22 protein-coding genes and 1 pseudogene are annotated in these 21,181 nt (G+C 48.2%); 12 read left to right on the top strand and 11 right to left on the bottom strand.

All coding sequences use genetic code 11. The features are described 5' to 3' along the window. Position 1 precedes the first annotated feature (1 nt). The 3 genes from H6F88_RS07985 to H6F88_RS07975 are packed head-to-tail and all read right to left on the bottom strand — an operon-like array spanning position 2 to position 2,851. A complete protein-coding gene (locus H6F88_RS07985; RefSeq protein ID WP_190642208.1) occupies positions 2 to 1,237 on the bottom strand; it encodes a DUF445 family protein in 1,236 nt (411 codons plus the stop codon). A 31-nt stretch (positions 1,238 to 1,268) separates the two neighbouring features. Beyond that, on the bottom strand, positions 1,269 to 1,976 hold the full coding sequence (ubiE, locus tag H6F88_RS07980; protein WP_190642207.1) for a bifunctional demethylmenaquinone methyltransferase/2-methoxy-6-polyprenyl-1,4-benzoquinol methylase UbiE: 708 nt from the start codon (positions 1,974 to 1,976) through the stop codon (positions 1,269 to 1,271). A 41-nt stretch (positions 1,977 to 2,017) separates the two neighbouring features. Further along, the gene (locus H6F88_RS07975) at positions 2,018 to 2,851 is read right to left on the bottom strand and encodes a response regulator (protein WP_190642206.1); all 834 of its coding nucleotides are present in this window, start codon (positions 2,849 to 2,851) and stop codon (positions 2,018 to 2,020) included. A gap of 25 nt (positions 2,852 to 2,876) precedes the next feature. Between H6F88_RS07975 and H6F88_RS07970 the strand changes: the two genes are divergently transcribed. The 3 genes from H6F88_RS07970 (at position 2,877) to H6F88_RS07960 (ending at position 6,531) form a co-directional block, all read left to right on the top strand. Next, positions 2,877 to 3,407 carry a GrpB family protein gene (locus tag H6F88_RS07970; RefSeq protein WP_190642205.1) on the top strand — a complete coding sequence of 177 codons (531 nt, stop codon included), beginning with the start codon at positions 2,877 to 2,879 and terminating at the stop codon, positions 3,405 to 3,407. 139 nt (positions 3,408 to 3,546) lie between these two features. Then, positions 3,547 to 5,523, top strand: a complete 1,977-nt coding sequence (gene htpG, locus H6F88_RS07965) for a molecular chaperone HtpG (protein WP_190642204.1) — start codon at positions 3,547 to 3,549, stop codon at positions 5,521 to 5,523. Positions 5,524 to 5,904: 381 nt separating this feature from the next. Continuing rightward, on the top strand, positions 5,905 to 6,531 hold the full coding sequence (locus H6F88_RS07960) for a YdcF family protein (protein WP_190642203.1): 627 nt from the start codon (positions 5,905 to 5,907) through the stop codon (positions 6,529 to 6,531). Positions 6,532 to 6,668: 137 nt separating this feature from the next. Here H6F88_RS07960 and H6F88_RS07955 read toward each other — a convergent pair whose 3' ends face one another. From H6F88_RS07955 to H6F88_RS07940, 4 genes are all read right to left on the bottom strand, one after another. Next, complete coding sequence (locus H6F88_RS07955) at positions 6,669 to 7,745, bottom strand: AI-2E family transporter (protein WP_190642202.1); 1,077 nt, start codon at positions 7,743 to 7,745, stop codon at positions 6,669 to 6,671. Positions 7,746 to 7,862: 117 nt separating this feature from the next. Continuing rightward, positions 7,863 to 8,159 (bottom strand): DUF2288 domain-containing protein, encoded by a 297-nt coding sequence (locus tag H6F88_RS07950; RefSeq protein ID WP_190642201.1) that lies wholly within the window; start codon positions 8,157 to 8,159, stop codon positions 7,863 to 7,865. Positions 8,160 to 8,252: 93 nt separating this feature from the next. Then, positions 8,253 to 8,891 carry a lysophospholipid acyltransferase family protein gene (locus H6F88_RS07945; RefSeq protein ID WP_190642200.1) on the bottom strand — a complete coding sequence of 213 codons (639 nt, stop codon included), beginning with the start codon at positions 8,889 to 8,891 and terminating at the stop codon, positions 8,253 to 8,255. A gap of 238 nt (positions 8,892 to 9,129) precedes the next feature. Next, positions 9,130 to 11,136: a hypothetical protein gene (locus tag H6F88_RS07940; protein WP_199333499.1), complete on the bottom strand. Its 2,007-nt coding sequence runs from the start codon at positions 11,134 to 11,136 to the stop codon at positions 9,130 to 9,132. A gap of 402 nt (positions 11,137 to 11,538) precedes the next feature. On the opposite strand from H6F88_RS07940, the gene H6F88_RS07935 reads away from it, so the two are divergent. The 3 genes and pseudogenes from H6F88_RS07935 to H6F88_RS07925 all read left to right on the top strand — a co-directional run bounded on the left by H6F88_RS07935 (position 11,539) and on the right by H6F88_RS07925 (position 14,354). Beyond that, positions 11,539 to 11,808 (top strand): hypothetical protein, encoded by a 270-nt coding sequence (locus H6F88_RS07935; protein ID WP_190642199.1) that lies wholly within the window; start codon positions 11,539 to 11,541, stop codon positions 11,806 to 11,808. 447 nt (positions 11,809 to 12,255) lie between these two features. Then, a pseudogene (locus tag H6F88_RS07930) lies at positions 12,256 to 13,445 on the top strand (IS701 family transposase). Between the two features lie 255 nt (positions 13,446 to 13,700). After that, on the top strand, positions 13,701 to 14,354 hold the full coding sequence (locus H6F88_RS07925) for a hypothetical protein (protein WP_190642198.1): 654 nt from the start codon (positions 13,701 to 13,703) through the stop codon (positions 14,352 to 14,354). A gap of 55 nt (positions 14,355 to 14,409) precedes the next feature. Here the strand turns inward: H6F88_RS07925 and H6F88_RS07920 are convergent, their stop codons facing one another. Further along, positions 14,410 to 14,559, bottom strand: a complete 150-nt coding sequence (locus H6F88_RS07920; RefSeq protein ID WP_190642294.1) for a hypothetical protein — start codon at positions 14,557 to 14,559, stop codon at positions 14,410 to 14,412. A gap of 165 nt (positions 14,560 to 14,724) precedes the next feature. Between H6F88_RS07920 and H6F88_RS07915 the strand changes: the two genes are divergently transcribed. The 4 genes from H6F88_RS07915 (at position 14,725) to H6F88_RS07900 (ending at position 16,805) form a co-directional block, all read left to right on the top strand. Then, positions 14,725 to 14,988, top strand: a complete 264-nt coding sequence (locus H6F88_RS07915) for a hypothetical protein (protein WP_190642197.1) — start codon at positions 14,725 to 14,727, stop codon at positions 14,986 to 14,988. Between the two features lie 239 nt (positions 14,989 to 15,227). Continuing rightward, positions 15,228 to 15,521 (top strand): hypothetical protein, encoded by a 294-nt coding sequence (locus H6F88_RS07910; RefSeq protein ID WP_190642196.1) that lies wholly within the window; start codon positions 15,228 to 15,230, stop codon positions 15,519 to 15,521. Positions 15,522 to 15,769: 248 nt separating this feature from the next. Next, a complete protein-coding gene (locus H6F88_RS07905) occupies positions 15,770 to 16,444 on the top strand; it encodes an HAD family hydrolase (protein WP_190642195.1) in 675 nt (224 codons plus the stop codon). A gap of 10 nt (positions 16,445 to 16,454) precedes the next feature. Beyond that, positions 16,455 to 16,805, top strand: coding sequence for a DUF952 domain-containing protein (locus H6F88_RS07900; protein WP_190642194.1), 351 nt, complete (start codon positions 16,455 to 16,457; stop codon positions 16,803 to 16,805). Positions 16,806 to 16,843: 38 nt separating this feature from the next. Here H6F88_RS07900 and H6F88_RS07895 read toward each other — a convergent pair whose 3' ends face one another. Continuing rightward, on the bottom strand, positions 16,844 to 17,299 hold the full coding sequence (locus H6F88_RS07895; RefSeq protein ID WP_190642193.1) for a DMT family transporter: 456 nt from the start codon (positions 17,297 to 17,299) through the stop codon (positions 16,844 to 16,846). Positions 17,300 to 17,411: 112 nt separating this feature from the next. Here H6F88_RS07895 and H6F88_RS07890 point away from each other — a divergent pair, with 112 nt between their 5' ends. Further along, positions 17,412 to 17,903 carry a MarR family transcriptional regulator gene (locus H6F88_RS07890; protein ID WP_190642192.1) on the top strand — a complete coding sequence of 164 codons (492 nt, stop codon included), beginning with the start codon at positions 17,412 to 17,414 and terminating at the stop codon, positions 17,901 to 17,903. Positions 17,904 to 17,973: 70 nt separating this feature from the next. Here H6F88_RS07890 and H6F88_RS07885 read toward each other — a convergent pair whose 3' ends face one another. Beyond that, positions 17,974 to 19,272, bottom strand: a complete 1,299-nt coding sequence (locus H6F88_RS07885; protein ID WP_190642191.1) for a pitrilysin family protein — start codon at positions 19,270 to 19,272, stop codon at positions 17,974 to 17,976. 451 nt (positions 19,273 to 19,723) lie between these two features. Between H6F88_RS07885 and H6F88_RS07880 the strand changes: the two genes are divergently transcribed. Further along, positions 19,724 to 19,957, top strand: a complete 234-nt coding sequence (locus H6F88_RS07880) for a hypothetical protein (protein WP_190642190.1) — start codon at positions 19,724 to 19,726, stop codon at positions 19,955 to 19,957. 407 nt (positions 19,958 to 20,364) lie between these two features. On the opposite strand, the gene H6F88_RS07875 is transcribed toward H6F88_RS07880, so the two are convergent. Continuing rightward, entirely contained in the window at positions 20,365 to 21,168 is an 804-nt protein-coding gene (locus H6F88_RS07875) for a DUF4340 domain-containing protein (RefSeq protein WP_190642189.1), read from the bottom strand. Between the last annotated feature and the right edge of the window lie 13 nt (positions 21,169 to 21,181).

Genomic DNA, 21,181 nt, shown 5'->3' with positions numbered 1-21,181 from the left:
CCTATAGCCCTCTAGCCAACAAAATTACTGTCTGAAGCAGTCCAATCACAAATCCCAATACGCCGCCCAGGTTGACGATCGCCTGTAGCTCGTTCCTGACGATGCCCTGAATTGCTAGCTCCAGCTCTTGAGCTGAAGTGGCTCTGACTCGCTCGATGATCACCTGGTCGATATCTAAGATTGGAATAGCTTTCGCCACAATGTTTTCTAAGTCCTGCTCCAGGTATCGCTCTAAGATTAAAGCCAACTCCTGGCTAACGGGTTCTAAAGAACGATTGACTGCAGGCGAAGTGCGTAAACGATTTAATAACATCAGAGAAACATTATCCCAATCAATCGAGTTGCTTAGCCCTTGCAGCAGATCTGAACCGCGCTCCTGGACGTAACTGCGAATGCTGTCTCGTGTGGTTTTGCGAAGCTGGCGTACGGTCGAGACGGGCAAGTTCTGCAAAGATAAGTTTTGCATCCACTCTCGCAGACGTGGCTGTACGCCGAGGGATTGAATGAGTTCCTTGATGCGTACATTGCTGGCATCTTTTTCATCCAGGCAGTAGGTTCGCAGTCGGGTCAAGGTATTTCGTAGCCCAAACAGGTTGGCGACGACCCAGTAGGTACCGCTGCTTTTTTCGCGAAAGCCTTCGTCGATTACTTGAATATTGCGATCGGTGAGGAAGTCTACAAGAGCTTGCCGAATGACGTCGGGCGGCAAAACCACCTGCAATAGCCAATCAGAAAGCTGGCTGGCTTGAGCTTCGGTGAGCTGAAACTCTAACAAAACCTGGTCAAAAATTTGGTTAAGTTGAGTCTCCAGAAAGTCTTCGCGCCGAGCCCAGATTTTGACTAGTCGGGGCAAGGATTGTCCTAGCAAATCTTTCAGCACCTTTGCCAAAATTTTGCTGGTTTTTTGCTCATTGCTTCCCTGGATCTGGGTCAGTGCCAATTTCAACAGCCACAGGATTGCAGCCTGCATCCGTTCGGTTTGAAGCAGCCGACGCGCCAATTTTTGCAGTTCTTCTGGGGTCAGTAGCGATCCCATAATGGTGTCTGCAACACGCTTGGCCAGGCGTTCTTGATTAGCTGGAATTAATCCGGGGGTGAGCGGCAGTTTTCGTCCACCGATGTAGAGGGGGCGATAGGGACGAAACAGCATTTTGATCGCTAAATCATTGGTGAAATATCCAATAATTCCACCGACGACGGGAGGGGCGATCAGTAACCAGAGTGTGGAGAAGTCCAAGGCGAGATTGGGGGTTGGGGATGAAGGGAGGTTAGAGCGGTTTGGTGGCGACGAGGATGCCCATCATGCCTGCGGCGATCGCATAATGCACCACATTGATAAACCCAGCTTGGTGAGCCAGGTCAACTTGTTCAGCACCAGTGGGAAATCGGTCAAGACTGGGACTGATGTAAGCATATTCATCGCTTAAGCCAAACTGGGTTGCCATTGGCACGACTACAGTATCCAGATACCACTGTTGAAAAATCCGCATCTGCTGGCTTTGGGGACGATGAAAGTCTAAAATTGCGACTTTGGCACCCGGTTTGAGGACTCTGTATAACTCTTTTAGGCTAGCTGGAATGTCAATGACATTGCGTAGCCCGTAGCCCATCGTGGCAGCGTCAAAGTGATTGGAGTCAAAGGGCAAGTCCAGCGCATCTGCCTCAACCCAGGTGACAGGGAGCGGGTGAAAGCTTTGCTGAGTGTGTTGATGAGCGATCGCCAACTGAGCCGTTGAAAAATCTACGCCAAACACTTGCCCAGCCGTACCTACCTGTCGGGCTAATAAGCGAGCCAGGTCGCCACTGCCGCAGCACACGTCCAGGCAAGTATCTCCAGGTTGGGGGCTGCACCATTTCACTGCCATTTTTTTCCAAATGCGGTGCTGTCCCAAACTTAGCCAATTGTTGAGCGGGTCATAGACTGGAGCAATTCGGTCAAACAGAGAACGAATTTGCTGAGACTGTGGGGTATTCACGGACAAAAGTTGGGATAGTGACAAACTGCATCAACTTGATCCTACACAACTGCGCGACGGTAGCGGGTACTACTTAGTGCCAGAGCAACCTGCTGGACTGCCAGATGCAGCAACGATAGCTCTGCGGATGTAAGGCTTCGAGGCTGCTGCCAATAGAGCGACAAAACGGCCAGTCGCTCGTCTTGGAGTGTAATCGGCATCGTCAGATGGGTGAGTTCTACTGTTGCGGCAGTGTCTACCGTCTCAGATGAAAGAGGCTCAGATGGAAGAGGGGCAGCCGAGCCATTCTCAGTTGCGGGTTGCAGGATACAGCTATCGGCGGCAAAACTTTCGGCAAAGGCAGTGGCGATCGCCTTCAGACAAGCTTCTGAACTAGTGGCTTGCTGAACAACCTGAACAATAGTACTGAGCAACAGGGCTTGAGTTTGGGCTAAGCGCAGTTCTGCTGCACGTCGCTTTGACAACTCATAGGTTTCTGCGGCTGTTTTGACGACTGCTCTTAACTCGCTGGGGTCCCAGGGTTTCGTGATGTATTTATAAACTTGTCCAGCATTAATCGCTTCTACCAGATCTTCTACATCTGTAAATCCAGTCAGAATGATCCGAATGGTGTTGGGAAATTGGGGCACCGTTTTGCTCAAAAACTCCGTGCCTTTCATTTCTGGCATTCGCTGATCGGAGATAATGATCGCGACTTCCCCTTCCGTTGCTAAAACTTCTAGAGCGCTCTTACCACTCTCTGCCCGTAAGACGTGAAAGTCTCGCCGGAAGGTGCGATAAAGCAGGTCAAGGTTATCTGGTTCGTCATCTACAACCAGCAGCTTAAGTTTTTCTAGCTGTTTCTGAGGGGTTGGCTGATGGCTAGCAGAATCCATAAAGTTGAGAGATGAGGGACAAGGGATGAAAGATGAGGAAGATGGCGTTTGGATTGTAGAGTATGACCCTGGCTGGGCAGAGAAATTTGAACGAGAACGGCTTCTTTTGCAGGTTTTGCAAGCTGATATTAGTCAGATTGAACACATTGGCAGCACCTCGGTTCCGGGCTTGGCGGCAAAGCCTATTGTTGACATTTTAATGGGGCTTCAACAGCTTATTCCAACAGACGACCAGATTCGCAGCCTTGAGCAACTGAATTACGTATATGAAGGGCAGGTTTTGAATATTCCTGAGCATTATTTCCTACGAAAAGGAATGCCTCGCCTGTTCCATCTGCATATTGCCCAACCGGGAAGCGCTTTTTGGCAGAGGCAAATTTTGTTTCGAGACTTTCTTCGGGCACATCCTGATCAGGCTCAGGAATACGTCTGTTTGAAGCGATCGCTAGCCACTCAGTTTCGCCACGATCGCAAAACCTATGCAGCTCGCAAAACGCCTTTGATTGAAGTCATGCTGTCTCAGGCAAGAGCATGGCAGCGACAAGTTCAAGAATAAAGGTAGAGAAATCCGAATCTGAGCAGGTGCGGCAATTTCTTCATGTAAAAGATTTCTAGAATAGAATGCGATCGCATAACGTATTCTTAGAAATCCTTAAGAATGCAATCCCATCACCTCAAGAACCTGAAGTAGACCCATGACGACTATTCTGGAACAGGGCAACATCAGTATCCATACTGAAAATATTTTTCCCATTATCAAAAAATGGCTCTATTCAGACCATGAAATCTTTTTGCGTGAGTTAATTTCTAACGCGGTAGATGCCATCCAGAAGCTAAATATGGTGGCTCGTTCTGGTGGGTATTCTGGAAATTTGGAGCCTGAAATTCAGATTGCGATCGACAAAGAGCAAAAGAAACTGTCGATCTCAGATACTGGCATTGGCATGACCGCCGATGAAGTCAAGAAATATATCAATCAGGTTGCTTTCTCCAGCGCTGAAGAGTTTGTTGAAAAGTACAAGAGTAGCGCCGACCAGCAGATTATTGGTCACTTTGGTTTAGGTTTCTACTCGTCCTTCATGGTGGCTAGCCAAGTTGAAATCGACACCCTGTCTTACCAGGAAGGGGCGCAGGCAGTTCACTGGTCGTGTGATGGCTCAACGCAGTTTGAGCTAAGTGACTCAACTCGAACTGAGCGGGGTACGACTATTACGCTAACGCTACAAGATGATGAACTGGACTATCTTGAAGCGTCCCGCATTCAGCAGTTAATTAAAACCTACTGCGACTTTATGCCCGTTCCAATCAAGCTGGACGGCGAGCAGATCAACAAGCAGAAAGCACCCTGGAAGGAGTCGCCCAGCAGTCTGACTAAAGAGGACTATCTGGAGTTTTACCGCTACCTCTATCCTTTTCAGGAAGACCCGCTGCTGTGGGTGCATTTGAATACGGATTATCCGTTTGTGGTAAATGGAATCCTGTACTTCCCCAAACTTAAGCCCGATGTGGATGTTACCAAGGGACAGATTAAGCTGTTCTGCAATCAGGTGTTTGTCAGCGACAACTGCGAGGAAGTGATTCCCCGGTTCCTGCTGCCGTTGCGAGGGGTAATCGACAGTAGCGACATTCCGCTAAACGTTTCTCGCAGCTTCTTGCAGAACGATCGCACGGTTCGCAGAATTGCCGATTATATTGCCAAGAAAGTAGGCGATCGCCTCAAAGAGCTTTACCGCGACGATCGCCAGGAATACGTTCGCGGTTGGCAAGACCTCGGCACCTTCGTCAAATTTGGCTCTTTGAATGACGACAAATTCAAGAAGCAGGTCGAAGATATTCTGATTTACCGCACCACCTGGCAAGGTGCAGGAAATCAAGCATCCACTGACGCTCCCGAAGTGCAAGTACAGTCTGCTGAAGGCGATGCGTGGCAGGACGTTAGCCCAAAACCCGAAGCTGATGGCACTCCTTCTTACACCACCTTGAAAGAGTATCTGGAGCGCAATCAATCACGTCACGAAAATCGGGTCTTTTACTGCACCGACGAGGTAACGCAGGCGACCTACGTAGAGCTACATAAGAGTCAGGGGCTAGAAGTTCTGTTTATGGACTCCTTTATCGATAGCCACTTTGTTAGCTTCTTGGAGCGAGAGCATCCAGAGGTGAAGTTCTCGCGGGTAGACGCTGACCTGGACGAAACGCTGATTGATTCAGACAAGTCCAGCGAGATTGTTGACCCTGCAACCAACAAAACTCGTGGCGAACAGATCAAGGAACTGTTCCAGCAGGCGCTCAACAAACCCAAACTCACCATTCGCACAGAAGCCCTCAAGACAGACAACGAAGCCGCTCCTCCGGCAATGGTGCTGCTGCCAGAAGCCCTGCGTCGAATGCAGGAACTCAATGCCCTGCTGCAACAGCAAACCGCTCAGTTTCCCGAAGAGCATGTGCTGCTGGTGAATACAGCTCACCCGCTGATTCAAAACTTAACGAAGCTGAGCCAGGGCAGCGTTCTGCAATCATCTGGACAGTCTCCCTCAGCCGAACTCTCAACTTTAATTTGCCAACACGTTTATGATCTGGCGCTGATGGCGCAGAAAGGGTTTGACGCAGACGGGATGAAGGCGTTTGTAGAGCGATCGAATCAGGTGTTGACCCGGCTGACTCAAAACTAGTAGCGCAGCGGAACCCAACACTTTTTACAGAAATTGATCTGTCGCGGAACTTTAAACCGATGTGAGATCCCTAAATTCTCAAAGAATCTAGGGATCTTTTAATTCGGCTGGCGATCGCCCTATATAGCGGTTCTTGCCTGAGTGGAATGCAGCAGTGGCACACTGCGCCACTGCTGTATGACGTGCAGTCGAGAATTGCTATATTCTCCGGAGCGTAAACAAAAATGGGCGGATGCTTGTGGAAAGACAAGTATTTTACCGACAAGTTGCAAAATTCCAGATAAATTCAAGCTTCTAGCTCTTCAAATAATTGCCTCTAAGGCGGTAGTGTTTTAGACGGTAGTATGGTGCTTTTCCTGAATCTCAGTTTTGTTCGAGTTTATGCAATCGCGACGACCCGCCTCCGTTTCCAGACGACAACCCAGCCCCAGGAGAAATGTACGGTCTAGACCTCGTTCTCGTCGCTTTCAGCTTTGTCGAATTGTGCTGATCGCGCTTTTGTTGGCGATCGGGTACAAACAAATGCAAGCCTATCTGCGGACTCCTCAAGCCGTGCTGGTGTTAGGCGGAGCCGTCGAGCGCGAAGAATTTGCCGCAGAATTTGCTCAACAGCATCCTGACTTGCCCATCTGGGTTTCATCAGGCAGCAACCCCGAATACTCAGAATGGGTGTTTTCAGAGGCAGGCGTTGCACCTGAGCGCGTGCATTTAGACTACCGCGCCAAAGATACCGTGACTAATTTCACAACCCTGGTTGAAGATTTTCAGAACCAGGAGATTGATAGTGTTTACCTGATCACCTCAGATGATCACATGCGTCGCGCTCGAGTGATTGGCGAAATCGTCTTTGGTAGCCGGGGAATTAGCATTAAGCCTGTTGCGGTGGAGTCGGGGCGATCGCCCGAACCTCTAGAAAAAGCTATCCGAGATGCCGCCCGCTCTTTGCTTTGGGTGACGACAGGATACACTGGCTCAGCTATGGGGCAGTTTTTGCAGACGAGGCATTGAGAAGTCAAGATCTGAGTATGTTTTTGAACGTAGAACTAAAGGTTCCATGTTCAAAAACATACTTGACCAAGCGATAAACCTCCTACATAAATCTCACTTTTTGAAGCGCTACCATTCACGCAGAAGCTCTAACACCCTCACTTCTCCTCCAGCGGCAAATCTCTAGGTAGGGAGACTTGCGATCGCCCGCGCATTTCCTCAATTTCTAATAAACTGACCACTACGCCTGCTACTGGAACTGCCAGGAAAAGTCCAAATATTCCGGCAACTCGCGCACCCACCAGTAGCGCAAAAAACATGACGACAGGATTAATATCTAGAGAATTTTGCATAATTCGAGGCAACAGCAAATTCTCTTCAATTTGCTCAATGATTATGCAAACCACTAATACTTTGAATGCTAACCAGACGCTTTGAGATAAAAGAATCAGGGAAATTAGGCTAATACCTAAAGTTGCACCAATTCCAGGAATTAGATTAAACACACCCGCAATAAACGCCAGCACTAAAGGAAACGGAACTTTGAGGATGAGAAACACCACAAAAGCAGAGCCAATATAAAAAAAGCAGAGCAACAGACGTCCCCAAAAGAAACCAAGCAAATTGCGCTGTAGCGTCACTGTTAAACGTCGTCGTAGATGAGACGGAAAGACCTTTAGTACAAAATTCCATAGCCGCTCTCCGTCTAGCAGCATAAAGAAAGAAACGACGGCAATCAGAATCAGATTAATTAAATTAGCAAAAAAGATTTGAATTAAAGATAAACCCGATCCAATTCCAGAAAGTGCTTGAGTTCGTAGCTGTTCTTCTATTCCTTCTAAATCAACTTGAAGGTTTCTAGATTGCAATAGCTCTTCGACCTGCCCCACCACAGGGGCTAGAGAATTGAGGAATTCTGTGACGCTCTCTGCTAACCTTTGCCCTTGAGATAAGATACCTAGCCCAATCGTGATGCTGGCGGCACCAATGATCATCATGCTGATGAGAAATATTAAAATAACTGCTGCACCACGCGGCACCATGCGGCTAAGCCACCGCGTTGGATAGCTCAACAAAAAAGCTAAAATTGTTGCGGAAGTGAAGATGACAACAACGGTCTCGAAATAGGATAAAAACTGTACAATCGCCCATCCAGAAGCAAATAGCAACAGAAGGCGAACTAAAGTTAGATTGTTTAAACGCTCCCAGAGACTTTTGGCAGATGGCTCAACCATGTATTTTTGATTGAAAAAATATCAAGAGTAAAGGCAGTCATGGAACAGATCACTATCTCAAAGCTCAAAATTAAAAATCTTTGTCGTCACTATTTCTGTGTTTTGAATTGCTTTTTTCTAAACGGTTGCTGGCTCTTGCATCAAAACATAGGGTTGCACAATTAATGCGGTAAACCGACGATCGCCATCACTCCCTCGCTCAATTAACTCATCAGCAGAGAGCTTAAAAATCAACTGTTCATCAATCCAATTTTGGACGGAGGCAACGTTATCATTGGCGATCGCCACGCCCACATCCAGCAGATCTAGCTCTGGGTTGACTGCGACCAGTGCTCCTCTGCGGGCATGAGGCAACAGCCAACTTAGCTCTGCCTCATCAACCATCTCTGCTAGCTCAGCGCGTAAGTCCTGCATGGCTTAATTCCCTGAATGCTATTTCTATACAAAAGTTAAGGCTTCATTCTACCGTGCCTACCCCAAATCGCATTCCATCTCAGGCTTTAATCCTCACCGTCCCAGGTCATGCATCGCGTGAATTGCAGTAACACACTGCTGTGTCACAGATTCTAGTTCTGCCCGATTGGTTGACGCAGGAGGGGCGATCGCTTCTCCAATGCGAATGGTTAGGGGTACGGGATGGGGGAGGCGATCGCCTTTCGCCGTAATGGCTTCGGTTCCCCATAAACTTACTGGCAGCAGTGGAGCCTGAGCCTTGGCTGCAATCATTGCTGCTCCTAACTTTGGCTCAGGAATGCGTCCATCGGGAGTGCGCGTCCCCTGCAAAAAAATCCCGACTGCCCAGCCCGCCTCTAGCTGCGCCAGGGCTGCCCGAATTGCGCTGCGATCTGGCGATCCTCGCTTTACCGGATATGCGCCATAGAGTTGAATTGCCCGGCTCAGCACCGGCACCTTAAACAATTCCTCTTTTGCCATGTAGGAAACGGGACGACGCACCGAGCAAGACAAAATCGGCGGATCAAAATCGCTGGCATGATTCGCCACAACGACCAGCGACCCTTGCTGCGGCACCCGTTCTACATCATAGACCCGTCCTCGAAAATAGCCGTGCAGCATCGGGCTAACCACCGACCACTTAAACAAGTGATAGAGCAACAGACTGACGGCAGGTTCACGCTTGCGATCCATAGCAATTAGGAGATGAAAAGATACATCTCATATCATTTCATCTTGTTAACCGTTAACTCCAAACAGTTTGTATTCACGTCTAAGGAGATTTCTAGCAAACAAGATACCTGTAGGGGCAGGTTTAGCATTAAAGCTGTCGGTCAACTGCAAAGATTCTGTCAAAACCTGCCCCTACCCAGGGGTAAATTTTTTCTTAGAAATCTCCTAAAGACTTTTCTTGGAGAGGTTAGGGAAGGTTTTATCCTTCGTTCCCAGCAACGACCGATGATTCAAACACTTCACCACCTGCTTCAACGCGCAGAGTGCCTTGCTTCCAGCCGAGAGAGATAGGGGCGTTGCCTTCGGTGGGTTGGTATAGGGCGAAGTGATCTGACCAGTTGTGTTCTTCCCCGTTTCTGGTGATTTGAGGGAGTTCGTTCTCAGGATTATGAGTCAGTCCCAAGGTGCTGCCTGTGCTACTGGTGAATTGAACGGTGTCTTGCGCGTTGGTCGAGAAGTTTTGAGGGAGAGTTTGCCTAAATGTGAGTTGGCTTCGTTCCACTACGTTTTGCTTAAATTCGGCGTAGTTGCCGTGAGAGTCGGGTTCTCCTACTTCTAGGGCAAATCCGGCGTAGCCATTGCCTTGAATGGTGGCTTTCAAGGTTTGTTCGTTAGTGTAGAGTTCGGCAGCTTTTTCATCGGAAATATCAATCGCTTCAAAAGCACTTAGGTTAATCGGGTGAATCGCCAGCCAGGTGTTTTCGAGTTGGAAAAACCAGATGTTATCTCGAATTTCGGTTTGAGCCGTTTTTGGTATTTGGAAGTGAAAGGGAGTATCTGCGGCGGGCCTGAGCCAGATGAGGAGGTTGCGATATTGCCCAATTTGGTCGCCTTCTCGTTTACCCGGTTCGACGCGATCGCCTCCCGTATTCACCACAAAATAATTGACTCCTCGCTCTGAGTTATCCGCCATTAACTTAAACGGTCCAACATCTCCATCGGCAAAATCTGCCGCGACGCTTCCCATTTGATAGGTTTGACCAAAGAAGGTGGTTTCCCAATAAGCAGGCTGTTCATCACCTCCTTCTTTCCAGTTTTCATAAGTCGGTTTTGTAGCTAGCACTTCTACAGGACGGTCAAACTGACGACGCGCCAGTGCCACAACCGCTAACGGTGGACGGTAGGCACTGGTGATTACATGAATCGCATCTCGTTCGGGTTCAGGATTATCGCCAACTGCATCGCCAAAATAGTGCCAGAGCAATCGAGCTGCGGCTGACCCATATACCACGTTGCTGGAACCGTAGTCCCGCTTGGTTGGGCCACCAAAGCCGCCCCGGTAATACTTCACTGCACCTGCGGCTGACATCCAGTCGAGTGCTGCTTTGGCAAGCTGAGTGACTTCTGGATCTTTGGCGAAATCATAAAGGTTGAGATAAGCAGAAAAGGTGTGACCATGATAGTTTTCTGAATCCCACTCTCCCATCCCAATGTTGTAGAGAGCTTCAACATAGCGCTGAAGTTTTTGTTTATAAAGCTGGCGGGTGTCTTCGTTGCCTGTTTCCTCTGCCATTAAGTAAACGGCGACCTCTCGCATGGCTCTGAGGTTATCGGTGTTGCGACCATCAACCCAACCGCCACGTCTCTGAACGCTCCAGTCATTTCCGGTTCCTGTGCCGTTGCCATAAAGGGGATGCGATCGCCCATTCGGCTCTTCCTCCGTCCAGCGTTTTGCACCCTCAAACATACGCTGACGGTAGTCAGGATCGAGCCATTCTCCAAAGAAAAAGTATTTGCGAATTTGCCCTTTTAGCGTGAAGGCAAAGTAGTAATCAATGCCTTCGGTGTGGGCGTGGTCAGCCCCATCGGCATCATCATTTTCTAGAAAAGAGATCGCTTCTTCACGATTTCCGGCAAGGAAGTCAAACATTGCTAGCGGATAAGATTTCTTCTCATTCTCACCACTGGTATTGCCATAGCCCTCATCGGCGTAATGTTCGATCGCTACATTTGCCCGCTGCCAAAACTCTTCTTCTAGCTCTGCCGGCCACTCGTTGCGAAACTCTGGCGCGACAGATGGAGGGTCTACCCGAATCAATCCATCGCTATCGGAGATCTCTGCCGCGACAGTTACAGATGGGCTGGGCACTGAGGGAGCCGGAGAATCGGATGAAGTGACTGGATTGCAGGCGATCGCTCCCAGTTGAATCAACCCAACTATCATTCCAGCTATCAATCCATAGCGGAGCTTTGAAAGAAGATTCATAGCAAATCGCGGAGACAGAACGTCCCTATCTTGGCTCAAAAACTCTGTAACTTGTCACCTTGACTAAATACCGTCTGCTCAGATATGCTCTCACGTTAAGGTTGTCTTTTTTACTCACGGCAACCCCACTAAACCCAAAGATCTAGCGCCGCTCAAAGCTGTTGCGAGCAGCAATGAGCGACTAACCCCCAAACTGGTACAAGCAGTCTGGCGGCTAACGGTGAATTTTAACACTCCCTTAGCCACCCCGACTTGTCATGTCAAAAAAGCGTTGCTGATCCTTTAGGACATGAAAGTGAAAGTCAACTCACTTTTAGTTCTCTCACTCATTGCAGCGCGTGAATTAGTGCGGGGTGGCTAGGTTTTTGGGGTTTCCTCAAGAACCTTAAGGAGTCACAACTTATGTCTCAATGTTTTTTGGAATCTCCCAACGCATCCACCGTTGAGAGAGAAGTCTCTGCACTTCAGAATAGTGAGCGCGATTACCCCATAGGGGGAACTGCTTCGCACCGCCTGCGAGTTCTCATCATCGGCTCTCGCGATGGTGTAATTGAAACGATTCACGACCTGTATCATCGAGGCTTTGCTGAAGTGAGCGCGTGGAGTCCGCTTTTACCTGCACCTAGTTCTGGTGAAGTGATGAGTATTTTGACTCGCGATCGGAGAAGGTAAGAGAAAAGAGGGGACAGGGGCGATCGCTTGTGGAGGAGGGGCGATCGCTCCTTTCCTGGTCGATACAGTCGGCACGTATTGCGATTGTTTGGCACACTGTATCCCACAATAGGTGGAAGGATTCAAACTATTTAGCTTCAGCAACGTCTTATGCAGAATAAGCGCTAAATTTCCGATGTTATGCTGAATCATTCTGCCTATTTCCCCACTGTGGGATCTTAGGCAGAAACGTTCTGTCTAAGAATAGTTAGACAGCTTAAGTTCTGGTAAGGATAGTGGCTAAGGTTGTCTGTAGTATGCTTAGGGGTTTGCATTGTTCTACAGTTGCAGATTGCGTAATACAGAGTTAGCGTGAACGTAAGTTGAGACAGACAAAGTCAGGAGGACTGTATGTCTGTACCTACCTCGCCTCATCTTTTGTGTCCTGATTCACCAACTCCAACTCACTTGAATGTTGATACTTCTCCCCGGTGGCAGGCTGAACTAGACCAACTCTGCCACCGCATTAGCGGTCGCTTTGCTCGCGTCGAAGCTAAAGCCAGAGCGAGAGCTTACCTGGTCGGATTGCTGAGTGAAGTTGAACGCAAGAACGCCTGGCAACTTGCCGAAGAGCTAGGAGACACTCATCCCTACGGCATCCAGCATTTTCTCGGTCGCGCCCAGTGGGAGGCAGACTTAGTTCGAGATGACCTGCGGGCTTATGTGCTCTCTCGCTTAGCAGACCCTGAAGCCGTTTTAGTCATCGATGAAACTGGGTTTCTCAAAAAAGGCAACCATTCGGTCGGGGTACAACGACAATACTATGGCACCACTGGACAGATCGAGAATTGTCAAGTCGGAGTGTTTCTGGTCTATGCCACTCCTCGAAACTATACGTTTCTAGACCGAGCACTCTACTTACCCGAACGCTGGGCAAGCGATACTCAACGACGACAAGAAGTGGGCATTCCAGAGACAGTTCAATTTGCCACCAAAGCCCAACTCGCTCGGCAACTGTTGGAGCGCACTTTAGAGGCTGGGGTGAGCGCAGCCTGGGTCAGCGCAGATGAAGTATATGGGCATGACTACTCTTTGCGCCTGTGGTTGGAGCAATATCGCCAAGCTTATGTGCTGACCGTACCGACTAGTACACAGGTGTGGGTCGATGCCCTGAACTGCCGCATCGATGAGTTAGCTGCAAGTTGGCCCGAGGAAGAGTGGGTACGGCTCAGTTGCGGAGAGGGGTCGAAGGGTCCACGTGAGTATGAATGGATTGCCATGCCCCTCAGTGGTTCCCCTGCTCCAACTTGGCAACGATGGGGATTGGTCAGACGCAAATGCAATCAACCTCAAGAACTAGACTATTTCCTGGTCTTTGCCCCAGCTAATACCACTTTGCAGGCAATGGTGGAGGGGGGGGGCGGCGCTGGACGATTGAAACCTGTTTTGAAACGGACAAGGGGGAAGTGGGACTCGACCAGTATGAGGTGCGCTCTTGGCAGGGATGGTACCGTCACATCACGATGGCAATGCTGGCTCATGCTTATCTCACAGTTATGCAAGCTGATGAACCAACCCATCATCTGCAAAAAAGGGGGGCGTTATCCTCTCTACTTTCGCCTCGCCTCGCCAGCTACCCTTTACCCCAATTCGCTTGATTCCACTCACGCTGCCTGAGATCCGCCGCTTGCTTTGGCGCTTAGTTTTTCGGGTGTTGCCTTCCCTCAATCAGATTTTGCACTGGTCTTACTGGCGACGACGACATCAGGCCATCGCGCGGCTCTGTCATTATAAGCGCCGCTTATGCTCATCTCCTACATAAATACAACTGTAGAGATTGGGTAGATTTTTTTCTTTACCATGAGGATAGTAATACTAATGGGCGGCAAACTTAGTTTTTTCGAGGGTTATCAATGGACTGGAATCCATTGGCAAAAATAGAACTTCGAGATGTTTTCTACTTAACTTCATTAGTTATATCTGCTATTTCTCTATTTATCTCCGGTTATTGGAACAGTTTAAGGGGAGCAAAATTCACAACTGTAGCTCCTCGTTTTGTCATCTACCTTTATGTCATAGATAAGCAAGACTTTCTTATCTTGCCAATAACAATTGCAAATGTTGGTGCCCAGATTGGAGTTGTTGATTCTCTATATCTCAAAGTAACTAAATCAGCATACGAGAACGAACCAGTTTTCTATGCTGTCTCAGACGGAGAGGGGCTTGAGGAATTTTTTAAGCATGTTCCACTAACAGATATACCCTATGCAATACCGTTCACTGAACCTAGTTTAGGAGATTTGCCTCGTCCATTTGTACTTAAGCCAGGAGAGAGCCAAACAAAATATTTATCTTTTATTGCTCCTACAGATTGGGACTTATCTTTGTCCATTAAAAAACTTACTGTCTACGGCAATATTAGTGCTAAGAAGAAACCACAAAAGCTTCTAGAACAAGGGTTCAAAATTCAAAATCTTCCAACTACAACAAGCTATGCACAGGGCTTTAACCTTGTACCAAGCCAAACCCTCACATTGGGTAAGTTTCCAGAACTAAACGGTCAGTGATTGGATGACAATATCAGTAGCTACAGTGGACAGTTGAGAGGTGCTGGTGTTGAGTTTAAGGTTGTCTGCTGCCGCTGATTTGAGTGCGATCGCCGATCTTGTAAGGTTCGTTCCTTAATGCAACTCTTGTTGCTCTACCGATAGATTTCTGGGAACGCACCATGCTCATGCTTGAAGCAAGCGATCGCAGTCTAACAACGCCCACGCACATCTACCATCGAGAAGTTATCTGTTGAAATTCAAAGGTTATCTGCGGCGGGTGATGGGCAAGGTTAGACCGCACAGAAAGAGCCAAAAGCTTGCTGCAAATTTAAGTGTTATGGTGAGAAAAACACAAATCTCATAACGCTTCAAAGCCTGGAGTAGCATTATGACTCAAGAACCTATAGAGAAGCTCAATCGTGCTGAAGCTTTGATATTACAAGGGGAGCAACAGCTTAAGCAGGCAGCTCTGGATTTTGGGATGCAGTTTGCTCAAAATCTTCGTCAGAGCATCGAAACCTTAATTAGGCAGTTGCAGGAGAGTTTAATGCAAAGTGATGACATTCACATTGAACAATACTATGTTGACCTCCAGTCAAAAATAGACGAGCTAAATCAACAAATGCGTCAGCACAGCACACTGAATTTCTAGGGTCTTTTATGCTGTTTTAGTGCGATCGCCGATCTTGTAGGGTGCGTTCCCAGATCTAACTTCTAGTCCTTCACGGATAAGTTTCTAGGAACGCATCGTATTTATGAATTTTCAAAGCAAGCGTTGCAGTCTAACAGCGCCCATGCAAACCGACCGTCGAGAAGTTATCTGTTGAAATCAAGATTGTCTACGGCGGCTCATCTCAATCGTTATGCAGATTAGTGCTTGGGGGTATGGTGATGAACGATGACCAACTATATAGAAGCATCCAGTCAATCGGAATGGGATGCTTTGTTAAATACTTTGAGGCATTCAGTGATCGTGAAAAGAGAGATGATGATCTAATTGAAGCCTTGATGAAGATTGAGGGGTATGAAGAAAGCGGGGCAAGAACTAGAGTTTCACAGTCTCGTCGTATTTTTCGGGAAAACCGTGCCGTAGATGCTCTGAACAAAATTGCAGAGAGCGAGAGAACTGAATCATGGGTATTAGCAAAAGCCAAATATTTGATTGAGAAAATCCAGGTTCAATGATGGGTACATCCCAGTGCGATCGCCGAGCTGGTAGGGTGTGTTCCTTAATGCAACTCTTGCTACTCTACTAATAGATTTCTGGGAACGCACCATGCTCATGCTTGAAGCAAGCGATCGCATTCTAACAACACCCCTGCACGCCGACCGTCGAGAAGTTATCTGTTGAAAATTAAAAGTTAGCTGCGGCGGGTAATGGGCAATGTTATGCTGCCACGCGCAGCTTGGTTGCGTTTGGCATACTGCAAACGATGATACTGTTTGACATAGACGACACATTGGTCAATCACAAGCAAGCTCAGATTCGTGCGGCTCGCTTGTTCCTCAGCCAATTCAACCATCTGCTGCCTCATTCAGAAGATGAGTTCTGTGCATTGTGGGATTCAGTTCTGCTAAAGTACTTTGGCGCTTTTACCAGAGGCGAAATCTCATTTTTAGAGTATCGCCGCCATCGTATTCGAGAACTTTTTGCAGAAGTTAATCCTATCCTTTCGGATTCTGAAGCCGATGCGCGTTTTGAGATTTATTTGCGGAGTTATGAGGATAGCTGGACATTGTTTGATGATGTTTTGCCTTGCCTTTCCGCTTTATCGGGTCACAGGTTGGGCATCATCTCAAACGGAAATACAGACCAACAGAAATTGAAACTGCATCGTTTGGGATTAGAAAGTAGGTTCGAGGTCGTCGTTATTTCGGAAGAGGTTGGAGTTGCCAAACCCAATCCGCAAATCTTTCTAGAAGCGTACCGCAGAGCATCGCTCAAACCACAAGGTTGTGTTTACGTGGGCGATAACTTGGAAGTTGATGTTTTGGGAAGCCAATCTGTTGGCATGAGGTCCATATGGCTGAACCGAACGGGAACATCGAGTACTCAAGTCAATGTGGTGGAGATAAACAGTCTGTTAAAGTTACCAACAGCGGTTTAACAAAAATCTAATGACGACGATTTACCACATCACTACAGAGCGCCGGTGGCACGATGCCAAAGGTCAAGGACAATACGAGGCTGAGTTCTTTCGGTCGGAAGGTTTTATTCACTGTTCCGATGCTAACCAGGTGGTTCGAGTCGCTAACCATCTCTTCAGAAACATGCGAGGTCTGATCCTTCTGCACATCGAGACTGAACTGCTACACCCCCGTCTCGTTTACGAAAACCTAGAAGGAGGAAGCGAGCTTTTCCCTCATGTCTACGGTCCTATTAATCTGGATGCGATCGCTCGTACTTCTTCGTTTGAACCAGGCCTCGACGGAACCTTTGATCATCATGTGGGCATTGAGTCCGCTTAATTCAATAATCGGGCTCATGCTTTTGCCAAATGGTTGAATTAACGTCTTACGTAGGCAACCAGGGAAACACCCAAAACTACTAATACAACACCTGCAATGCGGGTTGGGCTTGCAGCATATCGAGTCAACCCGATCGCACCATAGTGATCTAAGAAAAGTGCTGCAATCATTTGACCGGCGATCGTGAGTGCAAGGGCAAGAGCGGCTCCAATTTTAGGCGTTGCGAAGATCGTTGACCACACATAAAACGTGCCTAAACATCCACCAATCCACATCCACCAGGATGTCTGAGTCAGAGCAGCGGCAGCAGGAAGGGGATATCGTGCAACGAAACAGATTACAAGCGATGCTAAAGCACCTGCAAGATAGGAAATAAACGTAACCTGCATCGGTTCCCCTACATAGCGCCGCAGTAGGGTATTTAAGGCAACTTGAACTGGAAGAACCGCCCCACCTGCTAGGGCAGCTAAAAGATAAATCGTCCGTTCATTCATGGGTGAAAGTCCCTGTTTATCTCGAAGGCAAGATACTTGATGCCAAGATTGTAGCAAAATATCTTGGTGTTAAGATAGTTGATGTCGAGAATTCAGTTGAGTAAGCAGCAGAATGAAGCGCGATCCAGTCGATGCGATTTTGGCTCAATGGCAAAAAGAACGTCCTGATCTGGACGTATCCCCTATGGGCATCATCGGCAGAATGGGGCGGCTCTCGAAATACTTAGATCGAGGAATTCAAGCGACGTTCTCAGAGTTTGGCTTACATTCTGGAGAATTTGATGTGCTGGCAACCTTGCGGCGTTCTGGTCAGCCATATCAGCTTTCACCGACGGAGCTATTCAACACCCTAATGGTTTCGTCAGGGACGATGACTCATCGAATTGACCGCCTGGAACAAGCTGATCTCGTGAAGCGTATTCCTGATCCGGGCGATCGCCGAGGAACGTTAATTCAGTTAACCCGCAAAGGGTTTGACCTGATTGAAAGAGCAGTTGAGGCTCACGTCGCCAATGAACATCGTCTCCTTAACGGGTTAAAGGAATCAGAACGAAAAGAACTCGCTCAATTGCTGCGTAAGCTGCTCATTTCGTTTGAGGAGTGATCAAAAAATGGGAGAAGGTTTCACCCTCTCCCATTTTTTCTCCTAATGAAGCAGCTTTGTTAAAACTGCATCAGGCAGGTTTGATCGTCATCACACCGTAAGCTTCAGGTGAAAGGTACTGCTGTGCCGCAGTTTGCAACTCTGCTGCATTGATCACCTGAATGCGGGCGGGATAGTTGAATGCGGGGGTGAGGTCGCCTACAACAGACTGATAGTAGCCGTAAAGTCCAGCGCGATCGCCTGGTGTCTCATTGGCAAAAACATATCGGTTAGCAACTAGGGTGCGGATTCTGGCAATCTCACTTTCGTTAATCAGCTCTGTCTGAACGGTGCGGATGTGTTGGGCGATCGCCTGCTCCACAGTCTCCAGATTTTCGACCGGAAGCTGAGCCGAGATGTAGAAAAGTCCCTGCTGCGTGTAGGTCATGTTGCTGACTGAGATGTTAGTGACTAACTTTCTTTCTTCGCGCAAATCTCGGAATAGGCGGGCTGTACGTCCCTGTCCTAAAACGGAAGCGAGAATATCTAACGCATAGGTTTCCTGGAGATTCACCGTACCGGGAACACGCCATACCATGACCAGACGCGCCTGTTGCAGGCTGCTATCAACATATTCCTGGCGCTGAATGGTGGAGAAAGCGGATTCGGGAGTTGTGTTAGGAAGCGTTGGAAGGTGGTCGCTTGCCAGCTCAGAGCGGGTTTCTGCTTTAGCAAAGCTCTCTGCAACTGTCTGAATCAGTTCCTCAACGGGTAAATTGCCGACCGCTACAGCTGTAATGGACTGCGGCTGATACCAGGTTGAGTGAAAATCGCGCATTTGCTGCGGGGTCAGTTGCTCAACCACAGCCGTAGGTCCCAATACGGGACGGCGATAAGGCAACCGCTCAAAGCCAAGATCCATCGAACGGTAGAAGGTGCGACGGCGCGGATTGTCATTGGCGCGGCGGATTTCTTCTAAAATGACAAACCTTTCTCGCTCAAACGCTTCATCAGGAATTGCCGCATTCATCACCACCTCAACCTGAAGGGGAGCCAATTCAGCAAAATCTTTGGGCGCAGTAGTGATGTAGTAGTGGGTGTAGTCTTGACTAGTAGCGGCATTGGTGACAGCGCCTCGCTGCTCAATCAAGCGTTCAAACTCACCGCTTTCCAGGTGAGCCGTTCCCTTAAAAATCATGTGTTCTAAGAAGTGAGCCATGCCGTTGATCGAGTCAGACTCTACCGCTGAGCCAATCCCCAGCCACAGGCTAAGGTTGACTGCTTCGACGGGCATCCGCTCAGCAACAATGGTTAAACCATTGGGTAAGCGATGCAGGGTAGGGGCATTTAGCCGGGGAACAGCAGCAGACTGGAATAGGGCTTGGGTCATGAGGTTTTTCTAGCTTGACCGTTTCTTCATCTATCTTAATCGTCATTGCTAAAAGTCGGGGTTCCGCCTGGACAATTCACTATTCCTTTACAAGAAATTCCTGTCAAATGGCTACTTCAGACAGCCGCCCTGCCCTAATTTTCACCCTGTCAAAATGAGTGGAAGAATTAAAAGTGAGTTTACAGCTTTTATACTTCCATATCCTAAAGTTCCTCTGCTTGAAATCTGCTCTCCATTGTCTTTGCGCTCGGTCAGAGCAAAAGAACTTTTACCGCCTATAGCCGTTGGACAACTAGGGACGGTATTGTTTTGGTGAGTTCTATAGGTATTGCGATCGCCACCCAGGACATTAACGATGCGAAACTAGAGTAACCCGTTCGCTTACACGCTAATGCCTGCCCCTTCCCTAACTACGGCACCCTTGGAGGGACTGTAATGGTAATCTCGGTGGATGCGGTCGCCCCTCGCGCTAAGTTCAGCAGCGCCAGCATCAGGCAGTCCTGAACCAGCATTCACTACAAACTCTTGTGAGGTGACGATTCAACCGGAGGAGACAGTTCTAACCACTGGCAATCGCCAGTGTCAGCTACAGGCAGGTATGGAAGCAGAGGCAAATATTATTGCTCGCCAGGAGAGCTTTTTGCAGTTCGCTCTAAGGAAAGCCAGACTAGTTACAAATCTATAACTTTGTCCTTGGTTATTTGTTTTTTGTCATTTGCAGTTAACTCTGTAGTCAACTTCTCACAAATGACAAATAGCCAATGACCCAGGAATAATGACCGAGGACTGCTAACTATCAGTCCTTTTTCTCGGTTTTTCTATCCTGCTCTTGCTGAGCTTCTATCTCTTTCAGGGCTTTGTAAATGCAGAGCTTAGATAGTTCTAGAGTGCTAACGCTATCAGGAATTTTTGTCATGGCGAAGGAGTAAATTCATCTCTTTCCGTAGAGTAACAAGGCCAGTAAATTTCTTTCCGTAGGTATATAAATCTGAAACAATTCTTCAAAAATCTCCTCATCAGGAGCTAAAAATGCTAAGCAGGGCGAACATATGTTCGCCCCTGCGCAAGTTCTACCCTTCCTCGGAAATCTGCTTAATTTCCTTCTGCGGGTTGTGTTGATTCAGCTGCAGGTGGACTAACTGCGGGGGCACTCGCCTCAGGTTCACTTGATTCAGGCGGATTTGCTGCAGGTGGATTTGCTGCGGGTGGACTCGCTTCAGGTTCCGCAGCACCCGATCCACTCGTATCAGGTGGCGCTGTGGAGGGTGAAGGTGAATTTGTAGGAGGTGGTTCGTCGGGCTGCGATCGCCATTCCTCTAACGGACGATTCACTGCATTCTCAAAGTCTGGAGAAACCTGTAAGACGCTGATTTCTGGCGCGTCGGCTGTTTGCTCTGAATTCCCTTCCTCAGTCGCTGGTTCAGGCTCGGAGTCAGCTTCTGGATCAGCCTGAGCGTAAATCGCACTGTTGTCAAAGTTGGCGCTACCCAAAATCAACTGGTGGGTTTCCTGGTTGTCTAGCACGACATTAATCGTTGCTGTTGGTTCATCCAGACCAAATTCTGCTGTATCGGTAGCAGGGACAGTGAGAATGATATCGCTCTCCCCAGTCGCTAATAAATTCAGCAAATAAGCAACAGAGGCATCACTCGCCAGACCAGATTCCGGCTGCTGCATTTGCCATTGCCCTGCATCATCTTTCTCAAAAGATAGGGTTCGTTCTGGCGTTTCTACCGTGAAGGACTGCACCTGGTCTTCTTCAAATTCAAAGATGCTACCGTCTGCCCCTTCTGTCGCTTCTGGGTTAGAGGAATTGCGGGTTTCGGTGAGATAAACAACTCCACCTAGAATGGTGGCGATCGCCACCAGTGCCAAAGTAGTCGGCTTAAACTTCATTTGCGCTAACTCC

It is taken from the genome of Oculatella sp. FACHB-28, assembly GCF_014696015.1.
In the GTDB taxonomy this organism is placed as follows: domain Bacteria; phylum Cyanobacteriota; class Cyanobacteriia; order Elainellales; family Elainellaceae; genus JAAUTN01.
Note: the sequence above shows the minus strand (reverse complement) of the source record. Positions and strands in the feature narration are given on the sequence as shown.

Bases quoted from the DNA above. Each gene is read 5' to 3' on its own strand.
- H6F88_RS07975 (WP_190642206.1), bottom strand. From the start codon at position 2,851: ATGGATTCTGCTAGCCATCAGCCAACCCCTCAGAAACAGCTAGAAAAA.
- H6F88_RS07970 (WP_190642205.1), top strand. From the start codon at position 2,877: ATGAAAGATGAGGAAGATGGCGTTTGGATTGTAGAGTATGACCCTGGC.
- htpG (WP_190642204.1), top strand. From the start codon at position 3,547: ATGACGACTATTCTGGAACAGGGCAACATCAGTATCCATACTGAAAAT.
- H6F88_RS07960 (WP_190642203.1), top strand. From the start codon at position 5,905: ATGCAATCGCGACGACCCGCCTCCGTTTCCAGACGACAACCCAGCCCC.
- H6F88_RS07955 (WP_190642202.1), bottom strand. From the start codon at position 7,745: ATGGTTGAGCCATCTGCCAAAAGTCTCTGGGAGCGTTTAAACAATCTA.
- H6F88_RS07950 (WP_190642201.1), bottom strand. From the start codon at position 8,159: ATGCAGGACTTACGCGCTGAGCTAGCAGAGATGGTTGATGAGGCAGAG.
- H6F88_RS07945 (WP_190642200.1), bottom strand. From the start codon at position 8,891: ATGGATCGCAAGCGTGAACCTGCCGTCAGTCTGTTGCTCTATCACTTG.
- H6F88_RS07940 (WP_199333499.1), bottom strand. From the start codon at position 11,136: ATGAATCTTCTTTCAAAGCTCCGCTATGGATTGATAGCTGGAATGATA.
- H6F88_RS07935 (WP_190642199.1), top strand. From the start codon at position 11,539: ATGTCTCAATGTTTTTTGGAATCTCCCAACGCATCCACCGTTGAGAGA.
- H6F88_RS07925 (WP_190642198.1), top strand. From the start codon at position 13,701: ATGGACTGGAATCCATTGGCAAAAATAGAACTTCGAGATGTTTTCTAC.
- H6F88_RS07915 (WP_190642197.1), top strand. From the start codon at position 14,725: ATGACTCAAGAACCTATAGAGAAGCTCAATCGTGCTGAAGCTTTGATA.
- H6F88_RS07910 (WP_190642196.1), top strand. From the start codon at position 15,228: ATGAACGATGACCAACTATATAGAAGCATCCAGTCAATCGGAATGGGA.
- H6F88_RS07905 (WP_190642195.1), top strand. From the start codon at position 15,770: ATGATACTGTTTGACATAGACGACACATTGGTCAATCACAAGCAAGCT.
- H6F88_RS07900 (WP_190642194.1), top strand. From the start codon at position 16,455: ATGACGACGATTTACCACATCACTACAGAGCGCCGGTGGCACGATGCC.
- H6F88_RS07895 (WP_190642193.1), bottom strand. From the start codon at position 17,299: ATGAATGAACGGACGATTTATCTTTTAGCTGCCCTAGCAGGTGGGGCG.
- H6F88_RS07890 (WP_190642192.1), top strand. From the start codon at position 17,412: ATGAAGCGCGATCCAGTCGATGCGATTTTGGCTCAATGGCAAAAAGAA.
- H6F88_RS07885 (WP_190642191.1), bottom strand. From the start codon at position 19,272: ATGACCCAAGCCCTATTCCAGTCTGCTGCTGTTCCCCGGCTAAATGCC.
- H6F88_RS07880 (WP_190642190.1), top strand. From the start codon at position 19,724: ATGCGGTCGCCCCTCGCGCTAAGTTCAGCAGCGCCAGCATCAGGCAGT.
- H6F88_RS07875 (WP_190642189.1), bottom strand. From the start codon at position 21,168: ATGAAGTTTAAGCCGACTACTTTGGCACTGGTGGCGATCGCCACCATT.